This window comes from Microbulbifer sp. TB1203 (assembly GCF_030997045.1).
Lineage (GTDB): Bacteria > Pseudomonadota > Gammaproteobacteria > Pseudomonadales > Cellvibrionaceae > Microbulbifer.
This window is the reverse complement of record NZ_CP116899.1, coordinates 1437120-1463442: the sequence shown is the minus strand read 5'-3', so window position 1 is coordinate 1463442 and position 26323 is coordinate 1437120. Positions and strand designations below refer to the sequence as shown.

Sequence of the window (26323 nt, the reverse complement as noted above, 5' to 3'; positions counted from 1 at the left end):
CCACTCTGCCACCTAGCCAAAAATAACTCTGTAGAGGATTTGCTCGCCGGTTCGAGTCTCACCGGCCCTCTTTAAATCGCCGCAGGCGCTGGAGTTGCAGTCCGCTGCATGACCACTCTGCCACCTAGCCAAAAATAACTCTGTAGAGGATTTGCTCGCCGGTTCGAGTCTCACCGGCCCTCTTTAAAATCGCCGCAGGCGCTGGAGTTGCAGTCCGCTGCATGACCACTCTGCCACCTGGCCTTGTATCCCGCTCTGAGCAGGAGTGAAAACGCCGCGGATTCTATCCGATTGAAGTGAAAAATCCCAGCATTTTCTTATACTTACGCGCGGCTCGGCGCGTAGGAAGGCGCTATTCTAGGGGCTGGCGGGGATTAGTCAAGCTGGTACTTTCAGTCCAGCGCGAAAACGGGGGGGGGGGGGGCACCTCTTCGCCTCTGCCGCCTTCTCCAAAGGAGGAGAGGAGGGTCCAGGAATTCCTCTTCTGGAAGCCCTAGGGAACTTCTGAATATCGTCATTCCGGCGAAGGCCGGAATCCAGGACGGGTTGATTTCTCTGGGCTCCGGCCTTCGCCGGAGCGACGAAATGGACTTGTTCAGAGGCTCCTAGTTACCGGTGGTTGCTTTTTATACAAGGGAACTGGCTTTTAATAACTTTTTGTACTAGTTGTGTTCAGCCTATTTCCAATCGATCTAAATTTTCGTCTTGCCACCCTGGAAATTTTCCGGGTCTGTTCGATACTTTCCTTAGCTGGCTAGCACAACCTCCCCCCAAACGTGTTTAGTAATGCCGGCAGGGCATGAATTAGGTATGCCCGCTGTGTTGTAAGGATGAAATCCTCCAAGTTTCACTCCTAATGGTCTTGGCCCTGACGCTCTCCCCCCCCATCGTCAGGGCTTTTTTTTGCCTGCCTGTTGTGCCTTCCCCAGTTTTTTGGGGGCCAGGACCTTTATTTCTGTACCCGCTGCCTGCTCCGCCAGTTTGGTGAACTGTGCAAGGGAGACCTCGCCGCGCTGTTCCGCCAGGCCCTGTGCCACGTCGTCGAGGCTGGCCTTGTTATCGCTGGCAGCGCGAATTTCCCGGTCCAGTTCGCGCATGACGCCCACGGCCCGGGCGGTAATGGGGCCGGAGGAGCGTTTGGCCAACAGTGACGGGGCTTCCTCTCCCCAGCGGGCGAGTTTTTCCATGGCCTCGTCAAACCGACGCTGGCTGATACCCCCAGAGCGCCGCAGGATTTCCAGCGAGTAGTACTCCGCGAGACCCTCCACGATCCAGTCACTTTGCCCGTCGCCGCGGATGCCGGTGGCTACGTGGACCAGTTCGTGGATCACGCTGCTGGTGCGATTGCCGCTGATTAGCGGGCGGTCGGCATGCATGTACAGGGAGCGGGTGCCGGACAGGCCGCCGCGCCACATGGGGTCGCCGGCACTGACTATCAGAAGATGGCTCGGAAACTTCGGGAAGACTTTCTTGAGTTCGGGCAGGTTCCAGCTGAGGAAGGCGAGGGTATCCTGGCGGTGGATATCCTCGCCCAGTGGGGCGGCCACCATGGTGTCGACGCCGGCGATAACGTCCTGGCGACTGCCGATACGGCCGACGATCATCCAGCCTTTGGGGCGGATAAAGCGGCGGCCGGGGTCGATCAGTTTGTAGCGGCCGTCGTCGTCCTTGTCATAGGGGAGCGCTGAGGACCACTCCTTCGGCAGGTCCAGTTGCAACCGGGCGCGGGAGCGCAGGCTGGCGGGGGCGGTGGCCGCTATCGACGGAACCAGTTTGTCGCTGCGCAGTATTGCCCAGTCCTCGGTAATGCGGGAGTCGTAGCTGTGCCGGCCCTTTTTCTTGTCGATCTCGAATTGGTAGCTGAGGGTCGCCTTGGGGCCGTCCGGCCGCCATATGGCCCGGTCGTCGGTCAGTTCCAGTGGCTGCTCGCTGTGCACTTCGCGGTAGCGGCCGGATTCCAGGTTCAGCGACAGCTCCCGCGGCAGTTCGTCGCCCTCCAGTTCTATCTGTACCTCCGCCAGGCCGGTGTCCGGGTCTATACCGACGCGATAGAGGAGATCATAGGTCTTGGCCAGTGTGCAGAGGGGGAACAGGAGGGTAAGGAGCAGGATAGAAATTCTGGGAAGCATAGGAACGCCGTAGCCAGTGAACTTGATACCGTTGGACAGCGCGCAAGGGTAACGGTGCCGCGACAAGGCTTTCAAGTGACTTGAACCCCGAAGGAGTCCGGGTTCTGAAAATTGTGAAATGGATAAAGAAGTAGAAGGGAAAATGGTCGGTGAGTGAGGATGAGCTTCGCCCTTCGGGCTCGCTGGTCTCCGGCGGCTGCGCCGCCTCCGGCTCGAACCTCGGCCCGTTTCTGAGTCTGGGAGAGCTTGGGGGATGTTTCAGAAAAGTGGTCGGTGAGAGAGGATTCGAACCTCCGACCCCTTCGTCCCGAACGAAGTGCGCTACCAGGCTGCGCTACTCACCGACTGCAGTGCTTCATCAGCGAAGCGGGCGGCATTATAACAGCCGCGCCGCGGCTGTAAACCACTGATTTACTAGTGTGGTGTAAGGTACTAATTGTGTATATCAGAGCCCCCCAAATTGTTCACAGTTAGGCGCAGCTCGCAGGGAATGGTCATTCCATTTTCAAGAGCTGCAACGAGCTGTGGACGATTTGGGGGGCTCCCTTCGGGCGGGCCGCTAAGCAGCCATCTGCGGCGTTGCATTTGCTTGACATAGATGACTATGCCGGCGCAAATGCGCCTTGCATCTGGCCGCTTAGCGGCCCGCTGATATATACAATTAGTACCTTACACCACACTAATGTTTGTCGATCTGCCGAATCAGGCCCTCCTGGGCTGTGGAGGCCACCAGGACACCGTTGCGAGTGAAGATCTGTCCGCGGCAGAAGCCTCGCGCACCGCTGGCGGAGGGGCTGTCGGTCACATACAGCAGCCAGTCGTCGGCGCGGAAGTCGCGGTGAAACCACATGGCGTGGTCCAGGCTCGCGGGCATCAGGTGCCGGTCGAACAGAGAGATGGGGTGGGGCTGCAGGCTGGTGCCAAGCAGCGCCATATCCGAGGCATAGCAGAGGGCGCAGCGGTGCTCCACCGGGTTGTCGGACATCTCCCCCTGGGCGCGCAGCCAGAACATGCAGCGCGCCTCGCGTACTTCCGCGCCGAAATAGCTATGGGGGTCCACCGGTCGGAAGTCGATCATATAGCGGCGCTGGTCATTCTGCGGTGTGGCCAGGCCGGCTTCTTCCGCCAGTTGCTGGGTGTTCTTCAGGGTTTCCGGTTCGGGGATGCCGATGGTGGGCATATCACTCTGGTGGTCGAAACCGGGTTCGCGGATCTGGAAGGAGGCGGACATGTTGAAAATCGCCCGGCCTTTCTGCCGTGCCACCACCCGCCGGGTGGTAAAGCTGCCGCCGTCGCGGATCGGGTCCACATCGTAGATCACGGGCATTTCGCTGCTGCCCGGGCGCAGGAAGTAGGCGTGCAGAGAGTGGGGCAGGCGGTCCTGCACGGTGCGGGTTGCAGCCGTCAAAGCCTGTCCCAGTACCTGACCGCCAAACAGCACCTTGCGGTAATTTTCCACGTGCTGGCGGCTGCGAAACAGATTGTTGTCCAGTTGTTCGACGTCGAGTAGCTTGCTCAGCTTTTCCAACATGGGCGATACTGCCTGTCATCTATTAACGAGTGGGTTCCGATAGTGTGGAGTAGGCCACGAGCCATTCCATCGGCGGGATAATAACAACAGTTGGCGCAATGACCATTACCGAATTTATCAAGACCGATGTCAAAGCGGCGCTGCACGCGCGGGGACGGCTGCCTTTCAAACTTACCCTGGGGGCTATGTCCAGCCACTACGGTGTCAGCCTGACCCCGGTGCGCCACGCTGTCGATGAACTGATAGAGGAGGGGGTGATCCGGCGCAAGGAGAATGGACGGCTGGAGTTGGTGCCGGACGCGCTGAAAGGGCAGGTGGTGGAGGCGCCGCAGCCCGAGTCGCCGGATCAGAAACTGGACGAGCAGATCCGCCAGGATGTGATTGCGCGCAGTCTCCAGCAGGACACCGAATACCTGCGCGAGCAGGCCACAGCGGAAAAGTACGGGGCCGGGCGCACGGTGGTACGGCAGGTTTTCTCCCGCCTGGCCGGTGCAGGGCTGATCGAGCACGTGCCCCGCTGCGGCTGGCGGGTGCGCGCCTTCAGTGAGCAGGACATGCACGACTACCTGGATATCCGCGAAATGCTCGAACTGAGGGCATTGGACCTGGCCCGGGACAAGTTCGATGAAGACGAACTGCGCCAACTGCTCAAGGCCAACCGGCCGGGGCAGGGCAAAGATCGTTCGCTACTGGATTTCGACCTGCACGACTGCTGGATAGACCGTTGTGGCAACCGCTATATCCGCGAATTTTTTGCCCGCTACAGTCCTTTTTACAACGCCCTGTTCAACTATGCGGTAATCGATGAAGAAGTGAAGCGGGAAATGGCCCGGGAGCACTGCGAGATTATCGAGTGCCTGCTGGAGCGGGACTGGAAGGGTGCACGCGAGGCGCTGTCCCACCATATCCGCGAGCAGCGCGGCGCTGTTTCGCGAATGATCGATTACCTGAACAGCAGAAAAATGGCTTCCTGACCATTCGGAAGGGGTGACCCGCTACCGGGCTTTTGCGGTGGCACGCCTAAATACTTCCCCGCAGGCTCTGCGCTCGTCCGTCTTATCCGGGGATGCCGTGCACAAACGGATCCTCCGGCTCCAGCACCAATCTGGCCTCGGCGCTGATATAGGCGCTGCCGGTGATTGTCGGAATCAGCTGTCCACTTTGCGGGCGCACCCGCCCCTCGAAAACGCTGCCGATAATGCTCTCCTGGCGCCACACTTCGCCCTCTTTTAGCAAGCCGTCGGCATGGAGGCAGGCGAGTTTTGCGCTAGTACCGGTGCCACAGGGAGAGCGGTCGTAGGCCTTGCCGGGGCAGAGCACGAAGTTGCGGCTGTCCGCCAGCGCGGTATCCGACGGCGGCCCGAAGAGTTCGATATGATCGATCTCGCCGCCGTTCCCGCCGCGGATTCCGCTCCGCTCCAGCGCCTGGCGAATGCGCCAGCAGTAGTCGGTCAGCCGATCGGTATTGTCCGCCTGCAAAACCTGGCCGTGTTCGGAGACCAGGAAAAACCAGTTGCCGCCCCAGGCGATATCCCCGCGAACTTCGCCGATGCCGTCCACCTCCACCGGCACCGCTTTGCGGTAGCGGTAGCTGGGCACATTGTCGACGCTCACCCGGTTGTTGTTGTGCAGGGTGAAGGAAACCCGGCCCACCGGGGTTTCCAGGCGGTGTTCGCCGGGACCGATCAAGCCGCGGCGCGCCAGGGTCACCGCCAGCCCAATGGTACCGTGGCCGCACATGCCCAGGTAGCCGACGTTGTTGAAGAAGATCACCCCGGCCGCGCAGTCCCTGTCCACCGGTTCACAGAGCAGGGCGCCGACCCAGACATCGGAGCCCCGGGGCTCGCGCGCCACGGCGGCGCGCAGGTGGTCGTATCGGTCGCGAAAGCGTTCCAGCCTTTCCATCATGGAACCGCTGCCCAGGTCCGGGCCGCCGGAGACGATTACCCGCGTGGGTTCGCCGCCGGTGTGGGAGTCGATAACCTCGATACTGTGCACGGTGAATTTCTCCAACTGATATTTTTTACTGCCGCACTCTGCTGCTTAACTCTGCTGCTTAATTGATCTCCGGACGCGTGGCGATGGCCTTGCGAATCATTCCCAACACTTCCTCGCGCTCTTCCCCGCTCACCGGCAGGCGCGGGTTGCGACACAGTTCACTGCCGTAGCCGCACTCCTGTACCGCCAGTTTGATGTACTGGACCAGCTTGGGCTTGGTATCCAGGTGGAGCAGGGGGGTGTACCAGCGGTAGACCTTGCGCGCCTCCTCGTAATTGCCGCTGGTGGCCAGGTCCCAGAGCAGGCGGTTCTCTCCGGGGAAGGCGTTCACCAGGCCGGAGATCCAGCCGTGGGCGCCCAGGGCGACACTCTCCAGGGCCAGGTCGTCCACGCCGCAGAAAAGGATGAAGTCGTCGTCCACCAGGTTGGCGATATCGGTGAGGCGGCGGGGATCATCGGAGGATTCCTTCACCGCGACGATATTGGGCACCCCGGCCAGTTCGGCCACGGTTTCCGCGGAAATGTCCACGCCGTAACAGGCGGGGTTGTTGTAGATCATCACCGGCAGGTCGGTGGCTTCAGCCACCGCGCGGATATGTGCCGTTACTTCAGCGCTGTCGGCTTTATAGGACATGGGCGGCAGTACCATCAGGCCGTCGACGCCGGCGTCCCGGGCGGAGCGGGCAAAGGCACAGGCGCCGGTGGTGGTGTACTCGGCCACACCGGTGAGTACCGGTACCCGCCCGGCCACCTGTTTCACGGTCGCGCTCAACACTTCCAGTTTTTCTTCGACGCTCAGTGAGCAGTTCTCTCCCACCGTGCCCAGCATCACCAGGCCGTTGATGCCGGCGTTGAGCATCACTTCCAGGTGTTCCATGGTGGCGGGGATGTTCAGGCTCTCGTCGGCGTTGAATTGGGTGGTGGCTGCGGGGAAAACACCGCTCCAGTTGGTTTGCATAATACTTCCTCGTTGGATCAAGAAACCGCTTTAGTCTGAATTGTTATTGTGTACAATAAATAAGGTTTGCAAACACTGTCAACAACAATAACGCCGCCTGGCCGTTTTGCCGGAGGAAAAATGAATCTGGACCTGCTTTATCGCGAACATATTGCCGAACTGAATGCCCGTAGCGCCAGGGCCCTGGAGAACATCGGTTACGATTGCCTGCTGATCCATGCCGGCACCCCCAAGGTGCCGTTTCTGGACGACAACAGCTACCCCTTCCGCACCAATCCGCATTTCAAGCACTGGCTGCCGCTATTGGAGCATCCCTATTCGGTGCTGGTGGTTTCGGCCGGGGACAGGCCGCAGCTGATCTATTTCCAGCCGCGGGACTACTGGCACAAGCCGCCGGCGGACCCGGAGGGCTACTGGGTGGAGCACTTCGATATCGTGTTGGCCACCTCGCCGGAAGAGATCTCCGCAGCCCTGCCGGCGGATCTGGAGCGCTGCGCCTATATCGGCGAGGACCCGCAACTGCTGGGCGGATTCCGCGCCGAACAGATCAATCCGCCACAACTGATCGCCGAGCTGCACTACCGGCGTGCCTATAAAACCGATTACGAGATCGAGTGCCTGCGCCGGGCCAACCGCATGGCTGCGCGTGGACACACTGCCGCGCGGGAGGTATTTTTCGACGGCGGTACCGAGCTGGATATCCACCACGCCTACCTGGGCGGCGCCGAGGTGCTGGAGTGCGAGTTGCCCTATGCCAATATCGTGGCGGTCAATCAACACGGCTCAATACTGCACTACCACGGTGCCGAGCGTGAGCTGTTACGGTCCGAAGATATTCATTCGCTGGTGATCGATGCCGGTGCAGGATACCGGGGTTACGCCAGCGATATCACTCGCAGCTACGCCTACCGCGACGATGAGTACGCCGAACTGGTGGACGCTGTGGACGCGGTGCAGCGGGCGCTGGTGGATGAGGTGCGCGTCGGCGTGGACTTTGCAGAGTTACACTGGCGGGCGCACCTGCACCTGGCGCAGCTGCTGTCCCGTTTTGAATTTGTACACCTTGAACCGGAGGATATTGTGGCGCAGGGCATCAGCCGCTCCTTCTTTCCCTGCGGCCTGGGGCACTTTATCGGCCTGCAGGTGCACGATGTGGGCGGTTACCTGAAAAGTCCCGGCGGCGAGGAATATCCCCGCGATCCCAAGGCGCCTTTCCTGCGTCTGGTGCGCAAGGTGGAGGAGCGCCAGGCGTTTACCATTGAACCGGGAATTTATTTCAGCGATATGCTGCTGGAGGAGCTGGCGCAGGGCCCGGATGCCAGCCGGGTAAACTGGAGAAAAGTGGATGAATTTCGCCGCTACGGCGGCGTACGCGTGGAAGATTGCGTGGTGGTCCATGCGGATGGAGTAGAAAACCAGAGCCGCGACGCCTTTCGCGCAACCGACGGGGGAAAGGCGTGAACAGCGTGGAAGTCGACACCCTGGTGGTCGGCGCTGGCGTAATCGGCACTGCCATTGCCGAGCAGTTACAGAGCCGGGGGGACAGAGTGTTGTTGGTGGACCGAGCGGAGCCGGGCAGCGGCTGTTCCTCCGGCAATGCCGGCCATTTCGCCACCGACGCGGTGCTGCCACTGGCCAACCCGCAGACGATTCTGTCGATTCCCAAAATGCTGATGGACCCCCTGGGCCCGCTGGTAATCCGCTGGTCGTACTTGCCAAGCATGCTGCCTTGGCTACTGCGCTTCGCGCGGGCCGCGCTGCCCGCCAATGCGCGCGCCTCCGCCCGCACCCTTCGCGAGCTGAATCGCCGTTCCATTGCCAGCTTCGACCGCTTGCTGGCGCGCACCGGTTTGCAGGATTTAATGGTCAAGCGCGGCGCGCTAACCCTGTACCAGACGGAAAAGGGCCGCAGGACCCACCGCGCCACCGTGGCAGTGTTGCGGGATTACGGTATAGAAATCGAGGAATTGGACACCGGCGCACTGCGTGAGCTGGAACCGGCGCTCAGCGAGTCCCTGGTCGGCGGTCTCTACTTTCCCAATACCGCGCACACAGTGAACCCGCTGCGGCTGGTGCGGGAGCTGGCGCGGGTTTTCCGAGCCGGTGGCGGCACCTTCGAGCGTGCCGAGGTGCAGCGGCTGACACCACAGGCCGACGGCGAGGTGGCGGTGCAATTGGACAACGGCGCCCTGAATGCGCGTCGGGTCATTGTCGCGGCCGGGGCCTGGTCCAAATCCCTGGCCGCGCAGTTGGGTTGCCGGGTGCCGCTGGATACCGAGCGGGGCTATCACCTGATGTTGCCGCAGCCCTCCGTAGAACTCGAACGACCAGTCGTCTCTTTCGAGCGCTCCTTTGTGATAACACCGATGGAGGACGGGTTGCGCCTGGCCGGAACGGTGGAACTCGCCGGGCTGAAAGCCCCGCCCAACTACCGGCGCGCGGATATTCTCTATCGGCACGCAGAGGCGATTCTACCGGGACTGCGGCGGGACGATGCGCAGCGCTGGATGGGCTTCCGCCCCTCGCTGCCGGACTCCCTGCCGGTGATCGGCCGCGCGCCAAACCGAAAAAATATTTACTTCGCTTTCGGCCACCAACATCTCGGACTGACCCAGGCGGCTATCACTGCGGAAATTATCGCCGATCTGGTCGAAGGGCGGCCGCCGGAGGTGGATATTCGCCCCTTGGCGGTGGACCGCTTCTGAAGTCTTGCCCCGAATAGACACAGCGCTCCCCATAGAACCAGGGCTCGGCGGATGTACTGCGCTGGTCGCGACTCGGGAGCCGGACTTCCCCGAAGGGCTTTATTTTAGATATGATACAACGTATCTTATCTGGGCTCGAGCGGATGGCCGCGAGTCTTCTGTGCGCGCTTATTGCCGTTATTCTCTCAACAGGGGATCTTTATGCTGAAAGTCAGTAATCTCTGCAAGTCCTTCCGGGAACAACCCGTCGTGAAGGGGATTTCCTTTTCAATCGCTGCCGGAGAAGTCTTTTGCCTGCTGGGCTCCAACGGTGCGGGCAAAACCACCACGGTAAAAATGTTGCTGGGGCTGCTTCCCGCAACGAGCGGCGAGGCCCTGCTGGGCGATGCACAGGGGGGTGATGAAAACCTGCTGGAACCGACCTCATCCAGCCGCCGCCATATCATGTATATCCCGGAAAACGTCAGTCTCTACGATGACCTGGATGCGGTCGAGAATATTGAGTACCTGGCGGCCGTCTCGGCGCTTCATCTCGACCGGGCGGCTATCACCGAGGCACTGGTGAGGGTGGGGCTGAGCGCCGCCGATCATCGCAAGCATCTGGGCCAGTTTTCCAAAGGCATGCGCCAGAAAGTGGTGATCGCCTTTGCGCTGCTGAAAAACGCCCGACTGGTCTTGATGGACGAGCCCACCTCCGGCCTCGATCCGGTTGCCACCCGGGATTTTATCGACGTGGTGAAGGCGTTGAGGGCCAATCGTTGCGCGGTGATGATGGTGACCCACGACCTGCAGTGCGCGCACCTGTTGGCTGACCGTATCGGCGTAATGCGCGGGGGTGAATTGAAGGCGGTATTCCCCACGGCGGATATTCATCTGGAAGATGTCGAACGCATTTACTTCGGTGAGCAACGGGAGCCGGTCAGCGACCAATCGGCCCTGGCGGGGGTTTGAGATGCAGGTGAAATCGCTTGCCCGCCTCTGCACCGCGCCGAATACGCCTATGGCTTTCGGCTTCACAGGCCTCGACACCATTCATTCGACGCTGGACGGCCGTAACGGCACCTCTCCGTGATCCGGAAGTTTTAGTCATGATCAGAGCGATCTTTAAACGCGAACTGGTGCGACAGTGGCGCAGCCGCACCCTGCGAATTCTCCTGCCCCTCAGCCTGGTGCTGGTGGCGGCGGTGGCCGGCGTCCACTGGCATCAGCAAAAGGCGTTTTTCGCCACCCAAAGCCACTGGCAGGGGGTGAACGACGAATTGTGGCGGACCCAGCCCGACCGCCACCCGCACCGGGTGACCCACTACGGCAGCCTGGCGTTTCGCTTCAACTCGCCGCTGAGCTTTCTCGACGCCGGCGTCAATCCCTATGTGGGCAATGTGCTGTTCCTGGAATCGCACCGACAGAACAGCAGCGGTTTACGCCAGTTTACGGTGAGCGCCCGCGAGTTGGGATTGGGCTATCTGTCGGTGGCCACCCTGGTGCTGGTACTCTGGCCGTTGGTGCTGATCGCGTTGGCTCACGGCTCGGTGAGCGATGAGCGCGGCAACGGCAATTTCAACCTGCTGCTCAGCCTGGGCGTCAAGCCGGTGCAGTTCCTTGTCGGCCAGGGACTGGTTTTCCTGTTCCTCAGCGCTATCTATTTGGCGTTCCTGGCGATGATGGCCGGCGCCTTCGTGCTCGCCTCACCGGCGGCGGCGGATACCGACGTGTGGCTGCGTCTGGCGCTCAGCCTGCTGGCCTATCTCGGCTATTGGCTGGTATGGATCGCGGCCATCCTGCTGGTTTCCTACCACTGCCGCTCCAGTTCCCGCAGCCTGCTGTTCGCCCTGGGTTTGTGGTTGCTGTGGGTGGTGGTTATCCCCCGTGCGCTGACCACGGTGACTGAAGCTGTCTATCCGGCGCCCTCGCGAGCGGTCTTTGATATCCAGGTGGAGAACGCAATTGCCCGCATCGGAGATTCCCACGATCCCAACGATCCCTACTTCAACGATTTTCGCGAAAGTGTCCTCGCCCGGTACGGGGTCGAGCGGGTAGAGGACCTGCCCGTCAACTGGCGTGGCGTTGTCATGCAGGAGGGCGAGCGTATTGGCACAGTGGTATTCGACGAGCACTACCGGCGGCTTACCGGCATCTACCGGCGGCAGGACAGGTTGTACGACTGGCTTTCCGTGACGTCTCCCTATGCTCTGATGGCCCGGCTTTCTTTCACGATCACCGGCAATGACGCGGAGAGTTACTACGATTTCGAGCGTCAGGCAGAGGCCTACCGTTTCGACCTGATCACCAGGCTCAACGATCTCCAGACCAGGAAGCTCGATTACGAGACCGACGGGCAAACCCGGCTCAGCAGCAGCCACTGGGAAGCGTTCGCGCCCTTTGAGCACCGGCGCCAGACCCTGTCCGTGCCGCCGCAGCGGCTGGCTTTGCTGGCAGTAGCGGTTTTGTTGTGGACAGTGGTGGCGGTGGTCGGTTTTCGCAGGAGGGCATCATGAATCTGGTAAAGCTTGAAACACTGGTTTTTTTTCGCTCGGGGGTTACCCGTGCGCTGCTGACCTTCTATGGGCTGCTGTGCCTGCTGGCCATTTTTGCCGGCCACCAGGCCCTGAAACAGTCCGCCGCCGACTTCGCGGTTGCCGAGCAGCGTTTCGGGCAGCAGCGCGCTCACTGGTCGAAAGCACTGGATGGAAGCGCCGACCCCGCAAACATCGCCGGCCAGGCGGCTTACTACACCTTTATGCCCACCTGGCACCAGCCGACTGCATGGAACGGTCTGTTCCCCGGCCAGCGGGCCGACTACAACAACACCATGCGCGTGCGCCTGCTCGCCATTCAGGGGCAGATGAACGACAGCGCCCTGCAGAATTATCAGCACGCTCCGTCAGCGCGCCTGGATCTGGGTTTTATATGGGTTTATCTGCTGCCGCTGCTGATCGGTGTGCTCGCGGTCAATATCGTCGCCGACGACCAGCAGGCGCGGCGCTGGCCGCTGATCGCGGCTTCCGTGCCATCGCCGGGCAAACTGATTTTCATCCGCCTGGCGGTGCGCTTCGCCGCTCTGTTGGCGCTGAACGTCGCTGTGTTGGGCCTTGCCTGCCTGCTTTTGGGGGTTGCCGACCTCGCCGGTTTCGGTATGGTCACTGCTCTGTTGCTGTTGTACCAGTTGTTCTGGTTCGCGCTGGTGGCCTGGTTGATCAGCTTCAACAGGAATCGACGCCAGAACCTGGTTTATTACAGCGCCCTGTGGATCGCTCTGGCGTTCCTGGTCCCCGGGATTTCCTACCTGGCCCGCCTGGACAGCCAGGAACTGGGGCTGGCCATCGGTGCCCAGGTGGAACAGCGGGAATCCATAAACAGCAGTTGGGATAAAGACAAGCAGGCGGAGTTCGATGCTTACCTCTCCGAGCATCCCGAGTGGGCGGATACCACGCCCCTGCCCGAGGGATTTCACTGGAAATGGTACTACGCCATGCAACAGCACAGTGACGACACGGTGGCCCACGAAGTGGAAGCCTACCGGGAAAAGCGGCTGGAACAATACCGGGCCGGGCTGAACTGGAGTTGGTTGTCGCCCGCTATAGGCCTTCAACTGGCGTTACAGCGCCTGGCCGACACGGACGCGCTCGCCTACCAGCAGTATCTGGACCAGATCGTGTCTTATCATGGCCAGCTGCAACACTTCTATTTCCCTTTCCTGTTTTTCGACAACCAGCCAGCGGACGGGATCGACCTGGCCGCTCTGCCGCACTTCAGCTACAGCCGGACGGGTGTCGGAGCCGTGATGATTCAGGTGATGGCAACTTTGCTGTTATTGATTGCGCTGCTATTGATCGCCGCCTGGCGAAAACTGCGTATGCTGCGATAGGCAAGCGATAAACCCCTGGTGAGAGGGGCGAGCCGTAAGCCCCCGGTAGCAGGCGCGCCCCGGCCTTAACTTAGTGCCATTCGGATCAGAACTGAAAGACAACCGGCAACCCCAACGCCTCGGCAAAGGTGTCGGCGATCAGCTGGTAGCCGGCGTCGTTGGCGTGGATATCGCCGAGTTCACACATCCAGGTGAGCTGGCAGATGCGTACCACGTTAGTCGGCATCACCCGGCCGCGATAAATGGTGGGCTGCTGGTTGAGGGTTTCGAAGGCGTCGCCGATATAGGCGATGCGCACGCCCTGAGCGGCGTAGATACTCGCCTCCAGTAGATTGAAGCTGGTGACCGCGAGAGACGTCAGCCCCGCCTGCAACCGGCCTTCCTCTCCCAGCAGCCAGTGGGCGAGAAAGGGATCGTAATAGGTCATTGCGGCGATCCTTGTCTCCGGCTCAGTTGCCCGGCGCAAGGCATATAGGATTGGTGGCAGTTCTGCGCTGACAGTGGCGGCCTGATCAACCAGGCAGGTGGTATCGGGGGCGTCGATTTCGCAGCCGCTGAAATTGTCAGCGCCGATATTGAGAGTGACCGCCATCACTTGGCCGGGATGGGTCAGCAGGAACTGTACGGCCGCGTCGAGCTGTGAAACAGCGCCGGGATAGGTGCATCGGGAACCGATACCGTAGATCATCGAGGAGGTCGTTTCGCCACTGCAGCCGAGGTTGACCAGTTCCACATCGGGCCCGAAATGTGACAGCAGTCGCTCCGCGTAGCCATCCCCGACAATCTGCCCCCCTTCGCCGTCGGGCTGTTCGCCGGCGGCGAGGGAATCGCCCAGGGCCAGGTAGTAGAAAGGGGCGCCCGACGGGGCAAGGTCCGACGTGTCGGCAGCGGCGTGCGAGCCGCCGAAAATCAAGGCGACGGTAAAAAGACCGGATACAACAAGATTTTTATTCTTGAACATGCCGTGCTCCTTGCGTGGCCGGCGGAAAGTCGTTGCGGTGGCTGGCTGAGTTGCCTTATAGCATATTCCGGGATAAATGTGCTCGGTCAGTGATTATCGAAAAGGTGACTCACTCCTGCGGCGGTTCCACTTGCGGGTGGGAATTCCCGGATCGCAGTATCCGGCTCCATCGGGTTTGCCAGCGTCTCCATACTCCGGTAGGTCCCCGGTATTTATATTGAGTCCAATAACAAAGTTGTCGAGGTTGAAGAGTCGCCACGGCCATCAGATGGCGGTGATTGCTTCGGCGAGAGCCGAAGCAAGGTGGTTCGAAAGGACGAATTTCCCGGATTTGCTTTTCCAAGTTGGATGAATTGCCTATCATTCATGAATGGATAGTCAATTTCAGTCCCCAAATTTAACGGCAGCCAAGGTCGGGAGTATGGATAAGGCAAAAGAGAAGGTTCAGCGTTTCCGCGCGCGGGAGCAACGTATCCTCGATGCGGCGCTGGAGTTGTTGCTGGAACACGGCGAAGAAAAGGTCACCGTGGAACAGATCGCCGAGCGGGTGGATATCGGCAAGGGCACCATCTACAAGCATTTTATTTCAAAAACAGAGATTTACATGCGCTTGTTAATGGACTACGAGAAGTCCCTTACCGAGCGCTTGAAGTCTGCGGTGGCCACCGCGGAGCAGGGAGATATCACTGCGCCGGCGCGGGCCTACTTCGAGTCGCGCATGGCGGACCCGGCCAAGGACCGTCTGTTCCAGCGCCTGGAGGAGAAAATCATCGCTCTCAACCAGGCGCCGGAGATGATTGAGGAATTGCACGCCATCCGCAATTCCAACGCCTCGGCCCTGAACCGGGTATTCGAGCGGCGGATGGAACAGGGCGTGTTGAAAAAAGTGCCTCCCTACTTCTATTACTCCACCTACTGGGCACTGGTGCAGGGGGCCGTGGAGTTGTACCACTCCAAGTCCTTCGCCGATGTGATCGAGGATATGGAGGGCCTGATGGAGTTCATCATGGATGTGGGGGTGCATATCGGCGATATCTCCGGCCGTCGCGGGCAGGAGGAAAAACGCGCCGAGGGTGGCAGCGCGGGTTCATCGTTTGGCTGAACCGCTGTTCGACCAGCTGCAGCAGCTGCAGCGGGAGTTTCGCGGCCATCCGCCGGTACAGCGATGGCATCCTGAGCTTAGCGGCGATATGGACCTGCGGATTTGTCGGGATGGCCGCTGGGTTCACGAGGGAACGGAGATCCGGCGCCAGTCCCTGGTCAGGCTGTTTGCCAGCATCCTCAGGCGCGAAGGTGACGAGTATTTTTTAGTCACTCCCGTGGAGAAATGGCGTATCCAGGTAGAGGATGTTCCTTTTATCGCCACCCAGGTGGCGATCGGACGGGAGCGGAATCGGGAGCTGCTGCTGTTTACCACCAATACCGGCGATGTGGTGCCCCTGGACCACGGCCATCCCTTCCAGTTAAACCCCTTCGGCGAACCGCCGCAGCTCGTGCCCTATATCGAAGTGCGGGACGGCCTGCAGGCGCGCCTTTCCCGCGACGTCTACTACCAGTTGGTGGAATGGGCGGAAGATGTTCCCGTCGAGGAAAAAAATACCACCGGCCAGCTCTGGATTCGCAGTGCCGGCGAGCGGTTTTTGCTCGGCGACTACTGACGCTGGATTTTATTTCTTCTCGCTTGTTTTTTCGCCTTTATGCCCGCCTTTTAATCTTTCCCTGAAACCTTTTTGAAATAAAAAATTAACTTATCTTCCCGGGATAAAATCCGTCACAACTTTTTCGGTAAAAGGCCGAAAAGGTAACAATTCCGCAACAATCCCTTTCTACACTCCCTCGCGTCCGAATCGCCAAGGCGAAAAACAAACAGGGTTTCAGGACCATCTGAAGATCCGTTTTTTAATTCAGGACGCACAGCTGAAGCATAAAAACTGATTCTTAGCTGGCCGTTATTCAAAACTTCCGTAGGGGGAATGTATGAAGCGAGTAAACAACAAGCTGCTGCTGGCAGCCACAATCGCCGCATTGCTGGCCGGTTGTGACAGCGGTGGTGTCGATATCGAGCCGACTACCATAGACAATTCTACTGACAACTCTGTAACCAACCGGGGTGGCGACACTAGCAACTCTTGCGCCACTATTGAAAGCACCGGTGTTCAGGGTACTCCGGAAGGTGCCAACTGCCGCTACGGCACTGACTTCGTGTCTTCCTCCAATCCGCTGACGGAAGATCTCTACCTTCCGGCCCTGCCGAATGGCGGTGCGCATATTTTCGACGGCAGCCTGTTCGTGGGTGAGAGCTATGCTAGCAACGCGGAGCTGCAGGCGGCCGGTATCGCCCAGGGCGGCGACGCCGTCAAGCTGGAAGTCCAGGCTGGCGCCACCATTGCATTCAAAGACAGCTCTGCCTTCATGGTAATCAATCGCGGTTCCCAGATTTTTGCCCGCGGTACCGAATCCGCCCCGATCACTTTCACTTCCGAAACCGACGTGCGTGGCACGGTAGCTGCTGAAGACGTTTCCCAGTGGGGCGGAATGGTGATCAATGGCTTTGGCGTTACCAACAAGTGCGCTTACACCGGCAACCTGGATGCCGGTACTCTGGCGCTCAGCGGCGAGTGCCATGTGGCCGCCGAAGGCTCCACCGACGACGAGGCTTCATACTACGGTGGTGACAACAACGCCGACAGCTCCGGTGAACTGACCTACGTACGCGTCAAGCATACCGGTGCCCAGGTTGCGGCTGGTGACGAATTGAATGGTGTCGCTTTCGATGCCGTCGGCAGTGGCACCATCGTCCGCAATCTGCAGGCCTATTCCACCTACGATGACGGCATCGAATTCTTCGGCGGTGCCGTGAATATCGAAAACTACGTTGCTCTATACGTGCGCGACGACTCCATCGATATCGACGAAGGCTACCGCGGCGCTATCACCAACGCCCTGGTAATTCAGAGCGAGGCCGATGGCAACCATTGTATCGAGTCCGACGGTATCGGCTCCTATGCGGCGGGCGAGGCCAGAAACGCGGACATTATTGCCCAGGGCATCAACAGTCGCCCGGTGATCGATGGACTGACCTGTATCGTCTCCGCCCAGGCGGCAGGCACTCATGATCCGGGTGCCGGCTGGCGTTTCCGCGAAGGTATCTATCCGATGATCACCAACTCCATGATAGCCGCCTCCTTCAGTGCCGACGAAAACGGTGCTGAGGGCAGCAACTACTGCCTGCGTGTCGAGAGTGATGAGACCCTGGCCGAAGCGGAAGCTGGTACCGAAGTTGCTATCACCTCCAACATCTTCGCTTGCGAAGACAAGACCAAAGGCGGTCCGGTAGGCGCCGATGATCTGGAAACCTGGGCCGTAAACAGCGGCAACCAGTTCGCCGCCATCTCCGGTGCGGTAGATCCCACCCAAAATGCCGATACCAACCTCGTCCTACTGGCCGGAACCCCGGCCATGTACACCGCGGATGCCCTGGTTGTGGGTTCGGATGTGGACGGAAACCCTGCCCCTGCTACCGTGACTCCGGTGGAACGCGCCTACCTGGGTGCCCTGGATGTCAACGGTACTGACTGGACCCGGGGCTGGACTTACGGCCTGCACGAAGGCAGCCGCGCTCAGCCGCTGTGGTTTGAGTAAGCCGCAAGCGGGTTAATCCCCGATGCAAGGGCGCCGCTTCGCAACGGGAGCCGGCGCCCTCTTTGCTTCTACCGCAGTGATAAACAGGAACACAAGAGGCCTGGGTAATGGTTAAGAATGAAAAATTTCAGAGAGCGCCGCTGGTACTGGCTATTGCCGCGGCCTCCTCATTGACTCCGCAAGTTTGGGCGCAGGTAGAAATGGACGATGTCCAGGCACCGCAAGCCCAGCAAATTGAAGAGGTGATGGTTCAGGGGCGCCTGCGTGATTCGGCGGAAATGCTGGTCAGTGAGCGCCTGGAAGAAGAGGTGGTCACCGACATTCTCGGTTCCGAGATGATCGGCCGCGTCGGCGATTCGACCGTGGCCGCGGCTCTGCGTCGGGTCTCTGGCCTGTCTTTGGTCAATGACAAATTTGTGTATGTTCGGGGTCTGGGTGAGCGCTATTCCAGCACCACACTGAACGGTGCCACTGTGCCGTCTCCGGATCTGTCCCGCAATGTGATACCACTGGATCTCTTCCCCACCTCCGTGGTGGAATCCCTGGCAGTGCAGAAAAGCTATTCCGCCGACAAGGCCGCCAGCTTCGGTGGCGGCAACGTGGATATTCGCACCAAGGGCATTCCGGATGCTCTGACCTACTCGATTGAAATCGGCACCGGTATGAACACCGAGACCGATGGTGACGTATTGAGCTATTCCGGTGGAAGCGACGATGAGTTCGGGACTGACGACGGCACCCGCGCCCTGTCCGGCAATATCAAGGCCGCGATGCAGCGTTTCAGGGGCGATCTGAGCGTAGCGGGTATCCGCAGGGCGTTGATTGCCGAAGGCAACGAGTATGCCACGGAGCAGGAGGCCGAGGCGGCAGCCCAGGCACTGAACCGGGAACTGGCTCTGAATCTGAACCGGGACATCGCCGTCGAAGAGGATTCCAGCGATCCGGATATGGACATCAAGACCAGTGTGGGCAACCGCTTCTACTTTGGTGAGCAGTGGGAACTGGGCTTCCTGGCCGGCGGTTCCTACAAAAGCCAATGGCGGGAAACGGAGCGTATCAAGCGGAGTCACGGTTTCCCGGAGGAACGTACCGATACCCGCAACGAATCCACTTATGCGGTGAATATGAGCGGCAACCTGAATATCGGGGTGCGCTTCGCCGACGAACACGAGGTGGAGGCAACTACTCTGTTCCTGCGCAATACCGATGACGAAACTTCCATCAGCGACTATTTCAACGAAAACCGGGAGATTTCCGACGGCCTGGGCTTCCGTGAATACGCATTGAAGTATGAAGAGCGGGAAATGCTGGTCAATCAGGTCAAAGGCAGTCACTCCCTCGGCCTGCAAAGCAAAGCAATGGTTCCCGGTGGCATGCTGGACTGGGTACCGGAAGAGCTGCGGGTCGATTGGTTCTATACGGATGCTGCGGCCACCACGGATATTCCGAATGAAGTCAATGTGTACTCGGACAATATCACCGACCCGGCTACCGGTGAGACCATCCGCTCTGTCGTGAGCACCGGCTCCCGCAGTGCGGACTTCCGTTTTACGGAACTGGAAGACGAGGTGCGTAACTACGGCTGGTCCGCCACCTTGCCGCTGGAATTTTCCGCTTCCACTCTGGAGCTGAGCGGCGGCTTTGCCCGCACGGAAAAGGGCCGCACCTACAAGCAGACACAGTTGCGCTTGGATATTTTCAGCGTCGCCGACGATTCCATCCTGGGTGGACCACTGGATCAGGTGTTCGGCGATGAGAATATCACCGGTACGGACAACAATTTTGTGTTCGACCGGGCCGGCAGCAACAAGCAAAGCTATATCGCCGCCACCACCACCGACGCCGTGTACGGCAAGTTCGACTGGACCTTCAATGAAACCTGGCGTCTCTCCGCCGGTGCCCGCTGGGAGGATTACAATCAGGTGGCGTTGGAGTGGAACCCCTACGGCTACACTCCCGCCGACCCGCAGATTCCAACCGACCCGGATGAGCTGGAGCGGGCCGTTTATGTGCAGGACGACGTTTACCCGTCGCTCTCCCTGACCTACATGGGTTCCCTATGGGCGGAGACTTTCCAGTTGCGTTTCGGTGCTTCGAAAACCGCCGTGCGCCCGGATCTGCGCGAAATTACCGACGCTATCTATATAGATCCGATAACGGACGAACAGGTTAAGGGGAATGCCAATGTGCGCCCGTCGGAGATCAACAACTACGATGTTCGTGGAGAATGGTTCTTCGACAGCGGGGACAGCCTGACCATCTCCGCCTTCTACAAGGATATTACCGATCCAATCGAATTTTTCGAAGCGGCTACCAGTGATACCAACCAGCTCCGCGAAATTGTTAACGCCGAGTCCGGTGAAATTACCGGTGTCGAGATAGAGGGTATGAAGAGCTTGGGTTTCATGGGCGGCCTTATGGAGATCTTCTTCATACAGGGCAACCTGACCCTGCAGGATTCGGAGTTGGTGGCCGGCATAGAAGCCGACGCACCGACTAACCAAGTGCGCGAAATGGCTGGTGCTTCCGAGTATGTGGTCAATATGCTGGTGGGTTTCGACTCTCCGAACGGCAGTCACTCCGCCACTCTGGGCTACAACGTCTTTGGTGAACGCCTGTATCTGGCTGGCCGAAACGGCGCACCAGATGCCTTCGAGCAGCCGTTTCACTCGCTGGATCTGACTTACTCCTGGTATCCCAGCAACGAGATGACCATCAAGGCGAAGCTGCAGAACCTGCTTGACGAGTCCATCGAGATTGAGCGCAGCGACGTGATCGTATTCGAGGAGAAGCCGGGATCATCTTTCGCATTGAGCGCGCAATACAAGTTCTGAATTGTAATTTCAAGGATCATCAAAATCGAAAAACAGGGACAGGGCCACAGGGATGTGGCAAGCGATTGATCAAGACCGCCTCAGAACCGGGTACTGTCACCAGTACCCGGTTTTTTTCCTCACTGACCTGACATGCTGTTCCAGATCTTCCTGCAGTTCCCGCGTCCGCACCATTTCGCAATAGCGTCCGTCGAGGCGATTGATACAGTCTTGCTGTACGGCATCGCTGGCTGAAGCGGTAGCATCCTCGATCAGCATTGGGCAGTAACCGAAGTCGGCTGCTGCGCGAATGGTGGATTCCACTGCCACGTCGGTAAAAACCCCGCAGCAGTAGAGCTGTGTAATGCCCAGTCGGCACAGTAGGGTGTGGATATCGCTGTTGCCGAATGGGCTGGCGGAGGTCTTGTTGATCACCAGGTCATCTTTTTGGGGCGCGACGGATTCGATAAATTCGGCTTCCCGCGAGCCGGGCGGGCAGTGCAGCCCGAGTTTCTTGTGCCAATAAGTGCGGTCGCGGCCATCCCCGGTCTGCGACATGACCCGGATATGGATGACCTCCAGGCCCTTGTCGCGAAACAGCGCCTGTAACTTCTGCACATTGGGCAATACCTGCTGTTCCAGGCGCGCAAAGTAGTATTCCTCTCTCTCCTTGCCGAAAGCGCTGTAGCCCGGATCGGTGAAGATTCCGCAGCCGCGCGCGGCATCGAGGTATTGCAGGTCTATGCAGAGTAGGGCGGGTTTCATGAATCCAGTGCATCGGGGATTTACTGAATCAGTTTAGCCGGTGTTGTGGGGGCGGTTGATTCCTTTGTAGGAGCGGCCGATGGCCGCGACAAATTTGTCTGGAACAAATTTGGACGCCGAAGGCGCCCAAAGGGTGAGCGCCAGGGACAAATCCGCCGGGAGCGGATTTGAGCAACTTCAACTGGCCGGAGGCTGAGGTACACGGATGTGCCGAGCTATGGTGCGAATCAGCGGCTTTACTTCGTAGCTACCGCCGATCGCGGCCATGGGCCGCTCCTACAGCGTATTGCTACCCCTTACATATTCGGGTAGTTGGGCCCGCCGCCGCCCTCCGGCGCGACCCAGACGATATTCTGCGTGGGGTCCTTGATATCACAGGTCTTGCAGTGCACGCAGTTCTGGGCGTTGATCTGGAAGCGCAGCTTGCCCGCTTCCTCCACCACCTCGTAGACGGCGGCGGGGCAGTAGCGCTGGGCCGGTTCGTCGTAGATGGGCAGGTTGTGGTTCAGCGGTATCTCGTCGTCCTTCAGGGTCAGGTGACAGGGCTGGTCTTCCTCGTGGTTGGTGTTGGAGATAAACACCGAGGACAGCTTGTCGAAGCTGAGCACGCCGTCGGGCTTGGGGTAGTCGATTTTCTTGCAGTCCGCGGCCGGCCTCAGTTGGGCGTGATCGGCCTTGGGATCGCGCAGGGTCCAGGGCAGCTTGCCCTGAAAGATGTTGATGTCGATAAAGGCGTAGGCGGAGCCGAGGATATTGCCCCACTTGTGCTGGGCCGGGCCGAAGTTGCGCTGTTTGTGCAGCTCTTTCCAGGCCCAGCTGTCGCGGTACCTGGTGGTGTATTCGGTGAGTTCGTCGTTGGCGCGGTCCGCCGTCAGGGCCTCCACTGCGGCTTCCGCGGCGATCATGCCGGACTTCATCGCGGTGTGGTTGCCTTTGATCTTGGCGAAGTTCAGGGTGCCGGCGTTGTCGCCGATCAGCAGGCCGCCGGGGAAGGTCATCTTCGGTTGGGACTGCAGGCCGCCCTTGGTGATGGCGCGGGCGCCGTAGGCAACCCGGTGGCCGCCCTCCAGGTACTGCTTGATCACCGGGTGGTGCTTGTAGCGCTGGAACTCGTCGAAAGGGCTCACGTGGGGGTTGCTGTAGGCCAGGTCGGTGATCAGGCCCACGACCACCTGGTTGTCCTCCAGGTGATAGAGGAAGCCGCCGCCGTGGGAGCCGCTCTCGTCCAGGGGCCAGCCGGCGGTGTGTACCACCAGGCCCTGCTGGTGCTTGTCGTCGCTGACTTTCCAGATTTCCTTGATGCCGATGCCGTAATGCTGCGGGTCCACGCCTTCGTCCAGCTTGAAGCGCTCGATCAGCTGTTTGCCCAGGTGACCGCGGCAGCCCTCGGCGAAGAGGGTGTACTTGGCGTGCAGCTCCATGCCGGGCATGTAGGAGTCCTTGTGCTCGCCATTGGCACCCACGCCCATATCGCCGGTGGCGATGCCTTTGACGGAGCCGTCCTCGTTGTAGAGCACTTCGGCGGCGGCGAAGCCGGGGAAGATCTCCACTCCCAGGTTCTCCGCCTGCTCCGCCAGCCAGCGGCACAGGTTGCCGAGGCTGATAATATAGTTGCCCTCATTGTGCATGGTGCTGGGCACAAAGAGGTTGGGTACGCGGGTAGCTTTCTCTGCGCTGCCCATCACATAGATGTCGTCGCCTTTGACGGGGGTATTGAGAGGGGCGCCGCGGTCTTTCCAGTCCGGGAAGAGTTCGTTCAGGGCGGTGGGTTCGAATACCGCGCCGGAGAGAATATGGGCACCCACTTCGGAGCCCTTTTCCACCACGCATACGGAGATGTCTTCGTTGAGCTGGCGAATACGGGAGGCCGCCGCCAGTCCCGCGGGGCCGGCGCCCACGATCACTACATCGTATTCCATTGATTCGCGTTCCACGGCGCTCTCCTCAGCTGGTTATTTTATGAGCTGTGTTTTACAACTCGGGCCTGCGCATCATGTATCTTTTATTGTGTCCGGGTGATTCGACGTTGAATCCCGGCCCCTGATTGGCTGCGGATTATATAGGCCTTTAACCAGCCCTACCAATTGCAGGATTATTCAATTGCCGTGGCAAATACGCCTCGGTTCGATGAGATAGACTGTTGAAATTGCTCGCTTTTATGCCCGGAAATAGATTTGTTGAATGGTGTTGGGTCCGGCTATTCGGCTATTGATTTTGCCTGTTAGAAGGGTCAACATAGCCGCCGTTCAAACGCCTGTTTGACTCAAAGACCGTATTTGCTCGCGATGTGAACAGTCAGTCGCGGTTCCCAAGTAAAGACTACTGAGACGGGATATCCATGAAAGTTCTTGTAGCTGTGAAACGCGTTGTGGACTTCAACGTCAAGGTCCGCCCGAAGGCGGACGGCTCCGACGTCGATACCGCCAACGTGAAAATGTCTATCAACCCCTTCTGCGAAATCGCCGTGGAAGAGGCGGTACGCTTGAAGGAGAAAGGCGTTGTCAGCGAGATAGTCGCCGTCTCCATGGGACCCAAGCAGTGCCAGGAGCAGATCCGCACCGCGCTGGCGCTCGGCGCCGACCGCGGCATCCTGGTGGAAACCGATGCCGAGCTACAGCCGCTGGCAGTGGCCAAGTGTCTGAAGGCGATCGTGGATAAAGAGGAGCCCCAACTGGTGATCCTGGGTAAACAGTCCATCGACGGTGACAACAACCAGACCGGCCAGATGCTGGGCGCGCTGACCGGGATGGGGCAGGGCACCTTTGCTTCCGAAGTAGTGGTGGAAGATGGTTCCGTGAAGGTGACCCGAGAGGTCGATGGCGGCCTGCAGACCGTCTCCCTGAAGCTGCCGGCGATCGTCACCACCGACCTGCGCCTGAACGAGCCGCGCTACGCCTCCCTGCCCAATATCATGAAGGCGAAGAAGAAGCCGCTCGACACCACTAGCCCGGAAGAGCTGGGTGTGGATGTCACGCCGCGCACCAAGACCCTGAAAGTCGAGCCGCCGGCGGAGCGCCAGGCGGGCGTCAAGGTCGCCAGCGTGGACGAACTGGTAGAGAAACTGAAGAACGAGGCGAAGGTAATCCAATGAGCATTCTGGTTATTGCGGAACACGACAACGCCGAGATCAAGGGCGCCACGCTCAATACCGTCGCCGCGGCCAAGGCCATCGGTGGCGATATCCACGTACTGGTAGCCGGTGCCAACTGCGGTGCCGCAGCCGAGGCTGCAGCCAGGATCGACGGCGTCGCCAAGATTCTGGTGGCGGACAACGCCGCCTACGAACACCAACTGGCGGAAAATGTGGCCAAGCTGGTGGCGGACCTGGGCGGGGACTACAGTCATATCCTGGCTCCGGCCACCACCACCGGCAAGAATATGCTGCCGCGCGTTGCGGCGCTGTTGGACGTGCAGCCCATCTCCGACATCCTCGCCGTGGAGAGTGCCGACACCTTCAAACGCCCCATCTACGCCGGCAACGTGGTTGCCACGGTACAGAGCTCCGATACCACCAAGGTGATCACCGTGCGTACCACTGCGTTCGACGCTGTGGCTGCGGAGGGCGGCAGCGCCGCGGTGGAGGCCGTGGATATCGCTGAGGACGCCGGCGTTTCCTCCTTCGTTGGCGAAGAGCTGGCGGTATCCGACCGCCCGGAACTGACTGCCGCCAAGGTGGTGATCTCCGGCGGCCGCGGCATGCAGAACGGTGATAACTTCGAGCTGCTGTACAAACTGGCCGACAAGCTGGGGGCCGCTGTGGGCGCATCCCGCGCCGCGGTGGACGCGGGCTTCGTGCCCAATGACATGCAGGTGGGCCAGACCGGCAAGATAGTCGCTCCCGACCTGTACATCGCCGTGGGCATCTCCGGCGCCATCCAGCACCTGGCGGGGATGAAGGATTCCAAGGTGATCGTGGCCATCAACAAGGACGAAGAGGCCCCAATCTTCTCCGTCGCCGACTACGGACTGGTGGCGGATCTCTTCGATGCAGTGCCGGAACTGGAAACAAAGCTGTAATTTTCAGTTAATATACTGATCGACCAGAAGGGCGGCATTGAGCCGCCTTTTTGTTTTTGAGTCGCTCTACCGTGAAGGGCCATCGCTGGCCGGTTTCGCCGGAGGGTGATCAAATTGCATACACTGATTAAATTATATGCTGTATGATGCGCCAAAGAGTGAACATTGCGTTTCTCAAAGTGACGAAAGAGAATAGGCGTCAATAATCGATAAATATGCTCAATCGTTGAAGTTGACTCACAGGGTTGTTCATGTCCGCAGTAAAACGAGCCTTTGTCTCTATTGGTGCAGTCGTTGGGCGGCGCAAGTCTTTGCCGCGCAGCACCCTGGCTTCCACCGCTGTCGTCGGTGGCTGGCTGCTGCTCAACCTGGTGGCTTACGGTGCACTGGTGGTTCCCGACGATAGCGAGGAGTCGCTGTTGGCCAGGCGCAGTGTGCAGGCATCCGCCGTTGGCCGGGTGGAATCCCTGCCCAATACCCCTTTCTTCGGCCGTGCCCCGGTGAAGGCTGCCAGCCAGCAGCCGGAAGTGGATCTGGCCAATATCCCCATCACCCAGCTCAACCTGGTGCTGTCGGGAGTGCTCGACAACAGTGCCAAGGACAAGGCCAGCGCCCTGGTGTCGGAGAAGGGCAAACCGGCCCAGCGCGTCTATATCGGTGACAGTCTGCCCGGGGGGGCGGAACTTTACTCCGTGGCAGTGGACCATATTGTGCTACAGCGCAACGGCAAAATGGAAAAGCTGACCTATCCGGATGAGGATGGCCGCCCCAGCGTTCCCATGCGGGAGATTGCCAACTACGCTCGCCAGGCAGTGGAAGCCAGTGCGAGCAGTGCCGCCAGTCGCTCGGAGAAACAGCAGTCCATCCGCGAGCGCCTGGAGGAGCTGCGCGAGTTGGCCCGCGAGCGGCGGGCTGCCCGTACAGACTAATCGCCAGATT

At 59.8% G+C, this 26323-nt stretch carries 20 protein-coding genes and 1 tRNA gene; 13 read left to right on the top strand and 8 right to left on the bottom strand.

The annotated features are described in order from the left end of the window. Positions 1 to 890 precede the first annotated feature (890 nt). The 3 genes from PP263_RS06175 to tesB form a co-directional block, all read right to left on the bottom strand. Entirely contained in the window at positions 891 to 2129 is a 1239-nt protein-coding gene (locus tag PP263_RS06175; RefSeq protein WP_308367490.1) for a hypothetical protein, read from the bottom strand. A gap of 267 nt (positions 2130 to 2396) precedes the next feature. Continuing rightward, positions 2397 to 2473 (bottom strand) — tRNA-Pro (locus tag PP263_RS06170). 335 nt (positions 2474 to 2808) lie between these two features. Next, a complete protein-coding gene (tesB, locus tag PP263_RS06165) occupies positions 2809 to 3660 on the bottom strand; it encodes an acyl-CoA thioesterase II (protein ID WP_308367489.1) in 852 nt (283 codons plus the stop codon). 98 nt (positions 3661 to 3758) lie between these two features. Here tesB and PP263_RS06160 point away from each other — a divergent pair, with 98 nt between their 5' ends. Then, the gene (locus tag PP263_RS06160; protein WP_308367488.1) at positions 3759 to 4634 is read left to right on the top strand and encodes a GntR family transcriptional regulator; all 876 of its coding nucleotides are present in this window, start codon (positions 3759 to 3761) and stop codon (positions 4632 to 4634) included. A gap of 82 nt (positions 4635 to 4716) precedes the next feature. Here PP263_RS06160 and PP263_RS06155 read toward each other — a convergent pair whose 3' ends face one another. Together PP263_RS06155 and PP263_RS06150 are read right to left on the bottom strand one after the other, a co-directional pair. After that, positions 4717 to 5673 carry a 4-hydroxyproline epimerase gene (locus PP263_RS06155; protein WP_308367487.1) on the bottom strand — a complete coding sequence of 319 codons (957 nt, stop codon included), beginning with the start codon at positions 5671 to 5673 and terminating at the stop codon, positions 4717 to 4719. A 43-nt stretch (positions 5674 to 5716) separates the two neighbouring features. Next, a complete protein-coding gene (locus tag PP263_RS06150; protein ID WP_308367486.1) occupies positions 5717 to 6616 on the bottom strand; it encodes a dihydrodipicolinate synthase family protein in 900 nt (299 codons plus the stop codon). A gap of 120 nt (positions 6617 to 6736) precedes the next feature. Here PP263_RS06150 and pepQ point away from each other — a divergent pair, with 120 nt between their 5' ends. The 5 genes from pepQ (at position 6737) to PP263_RS06125 (ending at position 13186) form a co-directional block, all read left to right on the top strand. After that, positions 6737 to 8077, top strand: a complete 1341-nt coding sequence (gene pepQ / locus PP263_RS06145) for a Xaa-Pro dipeptidase (RefSeq protein ID WP_308367485.1) — start codon at positions 6737 to 6739, stop codon at positions 8075 to 8077. Further along, positions 8074 to 9321, top strand: a complete 1248-nt coding sequence (locus tag PP263_RS06140) for an FAD-dependent oxidoreductase (protein WP_308367484.1) — start codon at positions 8074 to 8076, stop codon at positions 9319 to 9321. Before pepQ ends, PP263_RS06140 begins: the two co-directional genes overlap by 4 nt. A 201-nt stretch (positions 9322 to 9522) precedes the next feature. Then, positions 9523 to 10272 (top strand): ABC transporter ATP-binding protein, encoded by a 750-nt coding sequence (locus PP263_RS06135; RefSeq protein WP_308367483.1) that lies wholly within the window; start codon positions 9523 to 9525, stop codon positions 10270 to 10272. A gap of 137 nt (positions 10273 to 10409) precedes the next feature. Beyond that, positions 10410 to 11816 (top strand): DUF3526 domain-containing protein, encoded by a 1407-nt coding sequence (locus PP263_RS06130; protein WP_308367482.1) that lies wholly within the window; start codon positions 10410 to 10412, stop codon positions 11814 to 11816. Next, complete coding sequence (locus tag PP263_RS06125; protein WP_308367481.1) at positions 11813 to 13186, top strand: DUF3526 domain-containing protein; 1374 nt, start codon at positions 11813 to 11815, stop codon at positions 13184 to 13186. Before PP263_RS06130 ends, PP263_RS06125 begins: the two co-directional genes overlap by 4 nt. A gap of 85 nt (positions 13187 to 13271) precedes the next feature. On the opposite strand, the gene PP263_RS06120 is transcribed toward PP263_RS06125, so the two are convergent. Further along, positions 13272 to 14147, bottom strand: a complete 876-nt coding sequence (locus PP263_RS06120) for an SGNH/GDSL hydrolase family protein (protein ID WP_308367480.1) — start codon at positions 14145 to 14147, stop codon at positions 13272 to 13274. 421 nt (positions 14148 to 14568) lie between these two features. On the opposite strand from PP263_RS06120, the gene PP263_RS06115 reads away from it, so the two are divergent. From PP263_RS06115 to PP263_RS06100, 4 genes are all read left to right on the top strand, one after another. Next, complete coding sequence (locus PP263_RS06115) at positions 14569 to 15249, top strand: TetR/AcrR family transcriptional regulator (protein WP_308367479.1); 681 nt, start codon at positions 14569 to 14571, stop codon at positions 15247 to 15249. Then, positions 15242 to 15805: a DUF1285 domain-containing protein gene (locus PP263_RS06110; RefSeq protein ID WP_308367478.1), complete on the top strand. Its 564-nt coding sequence runs from the start codon at positions 15242 to 15244 to the stop codon at positions 15803 to 15805. Before PP263_RS06115 ends, PP263_RS06110 begins: the two co-directional genes overlap by 8 nt. Before the next feature lie 319 nt (positions 15806 to 16124). Further along, on the top strand, positions 16125 to 17789 hold the full coding sequence (locus PP263_RS06105; RefSeq protein ID WP_308367476.1) for a serine/threonine protein kinase: 1665 nt from the start codon (positions 16125 to 16127) through the stop codon (positions 17787 to 17789). Between the two features lie 107 nt (positions 17790 to 17896). Further along, complete coding sequence (locus tag PP263_RS06100) at positions 17897 to 20623, top strand: TonB-dependent receptor domain-containing protein (protein WP_308367475.1); 2727 nt, start codon at positions 17897 to 17899, stop codon at positions 20621 to 20623. Positions 20624 to 20719: 96 nt separating this feature from the next. Here the strand turns inward: PP263_RS06100 and PP263_RS06095 are convergent, their stop codons facing one another. Continuing rightward, positions 20720 to 21367 carry an isochorismatase family cysteine hydrolase gene (locus tag PP263_RS06095; protein WP_308367474.1) on the bottom strand — a complete coding sequence of 216 codons (648 nt, stop codon included), beginning with the start codon at positions 21365 to 21367 and terminating at the stop codon, positions 20720 to 20722. 296 nt (positions 21368 to 21663) lie between these two features. Then, a complete protein-coding gene (locus PP263_RS06090; protein ID WP_308368570.1) occupies positions 21664 to 23286 on the bottom strand; it encodes an electron transfer flavoprotein-ubiquinone oxidoreductase in 1623 nt (540 codons plus the stop codon). Positions 23287 to 23705: 419 nt separating this feature from the next. Here PP263_RS06090 and PP263_RS06085 point away from each other — a divergent pair, with 419 nt between their 5' ends. The 3 genes from PP263_RS06085 to PP263_RS06075 all read left to right on the top strand — a co-directional run bounded on the left by PP263_RS06085 (position 23706) and on the right by PP263_RS06075 (position 26313). Further along, a complete protein-coding gene (locus PP263_RS06085; protein WP_308367473.1) occupies positions 23706 to 24458 on the top strand; it encodes an electron transfer flavoprotein subunit beta/FixA family protein in 753 nt (250 codons plus the stop codon). After that, entirely contained in the window at positions 24455 to 25384 is a 930-nt protein-coding gene (locus PP263_RS06080; protein ID WP_308367472.1) for an FAD-binding protein, read from the top strand. Before PP263_RS06085 ends, PP263_RS06080 begins: the two co-directional genes overlap by 4 nt. Before the next feature lie 251 nt (positions 25385 to 25635). Beyond that, positions 25636 to 26313, top strand: coding sequence for a type II secretion system protein N (locus PP263_RS06075; RefSeq protein ID WP_308367471.1), 678 nt, complete (start codon positions 25636 to 25638; stop codon positions 26311 to 26313). Positions 26314 to 26323 lie beyond the last annotated feature (10 nt).

Excerpts from the sequence above, each read along its gene's own strand:
- tesB (WP_308367489.1), bottom strand. The coding sequence starts at position 3,660 with ATGTTGGAAAAGCTGAGCAAGCTACTCGACGTCGAACAACTGGACAAC.
- PP263_RS06120 (WP_308367480.1), bottom strand. The coding sequence starts at position 14,147 with ATGTTCAAGAATAAAAATCTTGTTGTATCCGGTCTTTTTACCGTCGCC.
- PP263_RS06115 (WP_308367479.1), top strand. The coding sequence starts at position 14,569 with ATGGATAAGGCAAAAGAGAAGGTTCAGCGTTTCCGCGCGCGGGAGCAA.
- PP263_RS06125 (WP_308367481.1), top strand. The coding sequence starts at position 11,813 with ATGAATCTGGTAAAGCTTGAAACACTGGTTTTTTTTCGCTCGGGGGTT.
- PP263_RS06080 (WP_308367472.1), top strand. The coding sequence starts at position 24,455 with ATGAGCATTCTGGTTATTGCGGAACACGACAACGCCGAGATCAAGGGC.
- PP263_RS06150 (WP_308367486.1), bottom strand. The coding sequence starts at position 6,616 with ATGCAAACCAACTGGAGCGGTGTTTTCCCCGCAGCCACCACCCAATTC.
- PP263_RS06075 (WP_308367471.1), top strand. The coding sequence starts at position 25,636 with ATGTCCGCAGTAAAACGAGCCTTTGTCTCTATTGGTGCAGTCGTTGGG.
- pepQ (WP_308367485.1), top strand. The coding sequence starts at position 6,737 with ATGAATCTGGACCTGCTTTATCGCGAACATATTGCCGAACTGAATGCC.
- PP263_RS06130 (WP_308367482.1), top strand. The coding sequence starts at position 10,410 with ATGATCAGAGCGATCTTTAAACGCGAACTGGTGCGACAGTGGCGCAGC.
- PP263_RS06135 (WP_308367483.1), top strand. The coding sequence starts at position 9,523 with ATGCTGAAAGTCAGTAATCTCTGCAAGTCCTTCCGGGAACAACCCGTC.
- PP263_RS06095 (WP_308367474.1), bottom strand. The coding sequence starts at position 21,367 with ATGAAACCCGCCCTACTCTGCATAGACCTGCAATACCTCGATGCCGCG.
- PP263_RS06175 (WP_308367490.1), bottom strand. The coding sequence starts at position 2,129 with ATGCTTCCCAGAATTTCTATCCTGCTCCTTACCCTCCTGTTCCCCCTC.
- PP263_RS06085 (WP_308367473.1), top strand. The coding sequence starts at position 23,706 with ATGAAAGTTCTTGTAGCTGTGAAACGCGTTGTGGACTTCAACGTCAAG.
- PP263_RS06105 (WP_308367476.1), top strand. The coding sequence starts at position 16,125 with ATGAAGCGAGTAAACAACAAGCTGCTGCTGGCAGCCACAATCGCCGCA.
- PP263_RS06090 (WP_308368570.1), bottom strand. The coding sequence starts at position 23,286 with ATGGAATACGATGTAGTGATCGTGGGCGCCGGCCCCGCGGGACTGGCG.
- PP263_RS06160 (WP_308367488.1), top strand. The coding sequence starts at position 3,759 with ATGACCATTACCGAATTTATCAAGACCGATGTCAAAGCGGCGCTGCAC.
- PP263_RS06100 (WP_308367475.1), top strand. The coding sequence starts at position 17,897 with ATGGTTAAGAATGAAAAATTTCAGAGAGCGCCGCTGGTACTGGCTATT.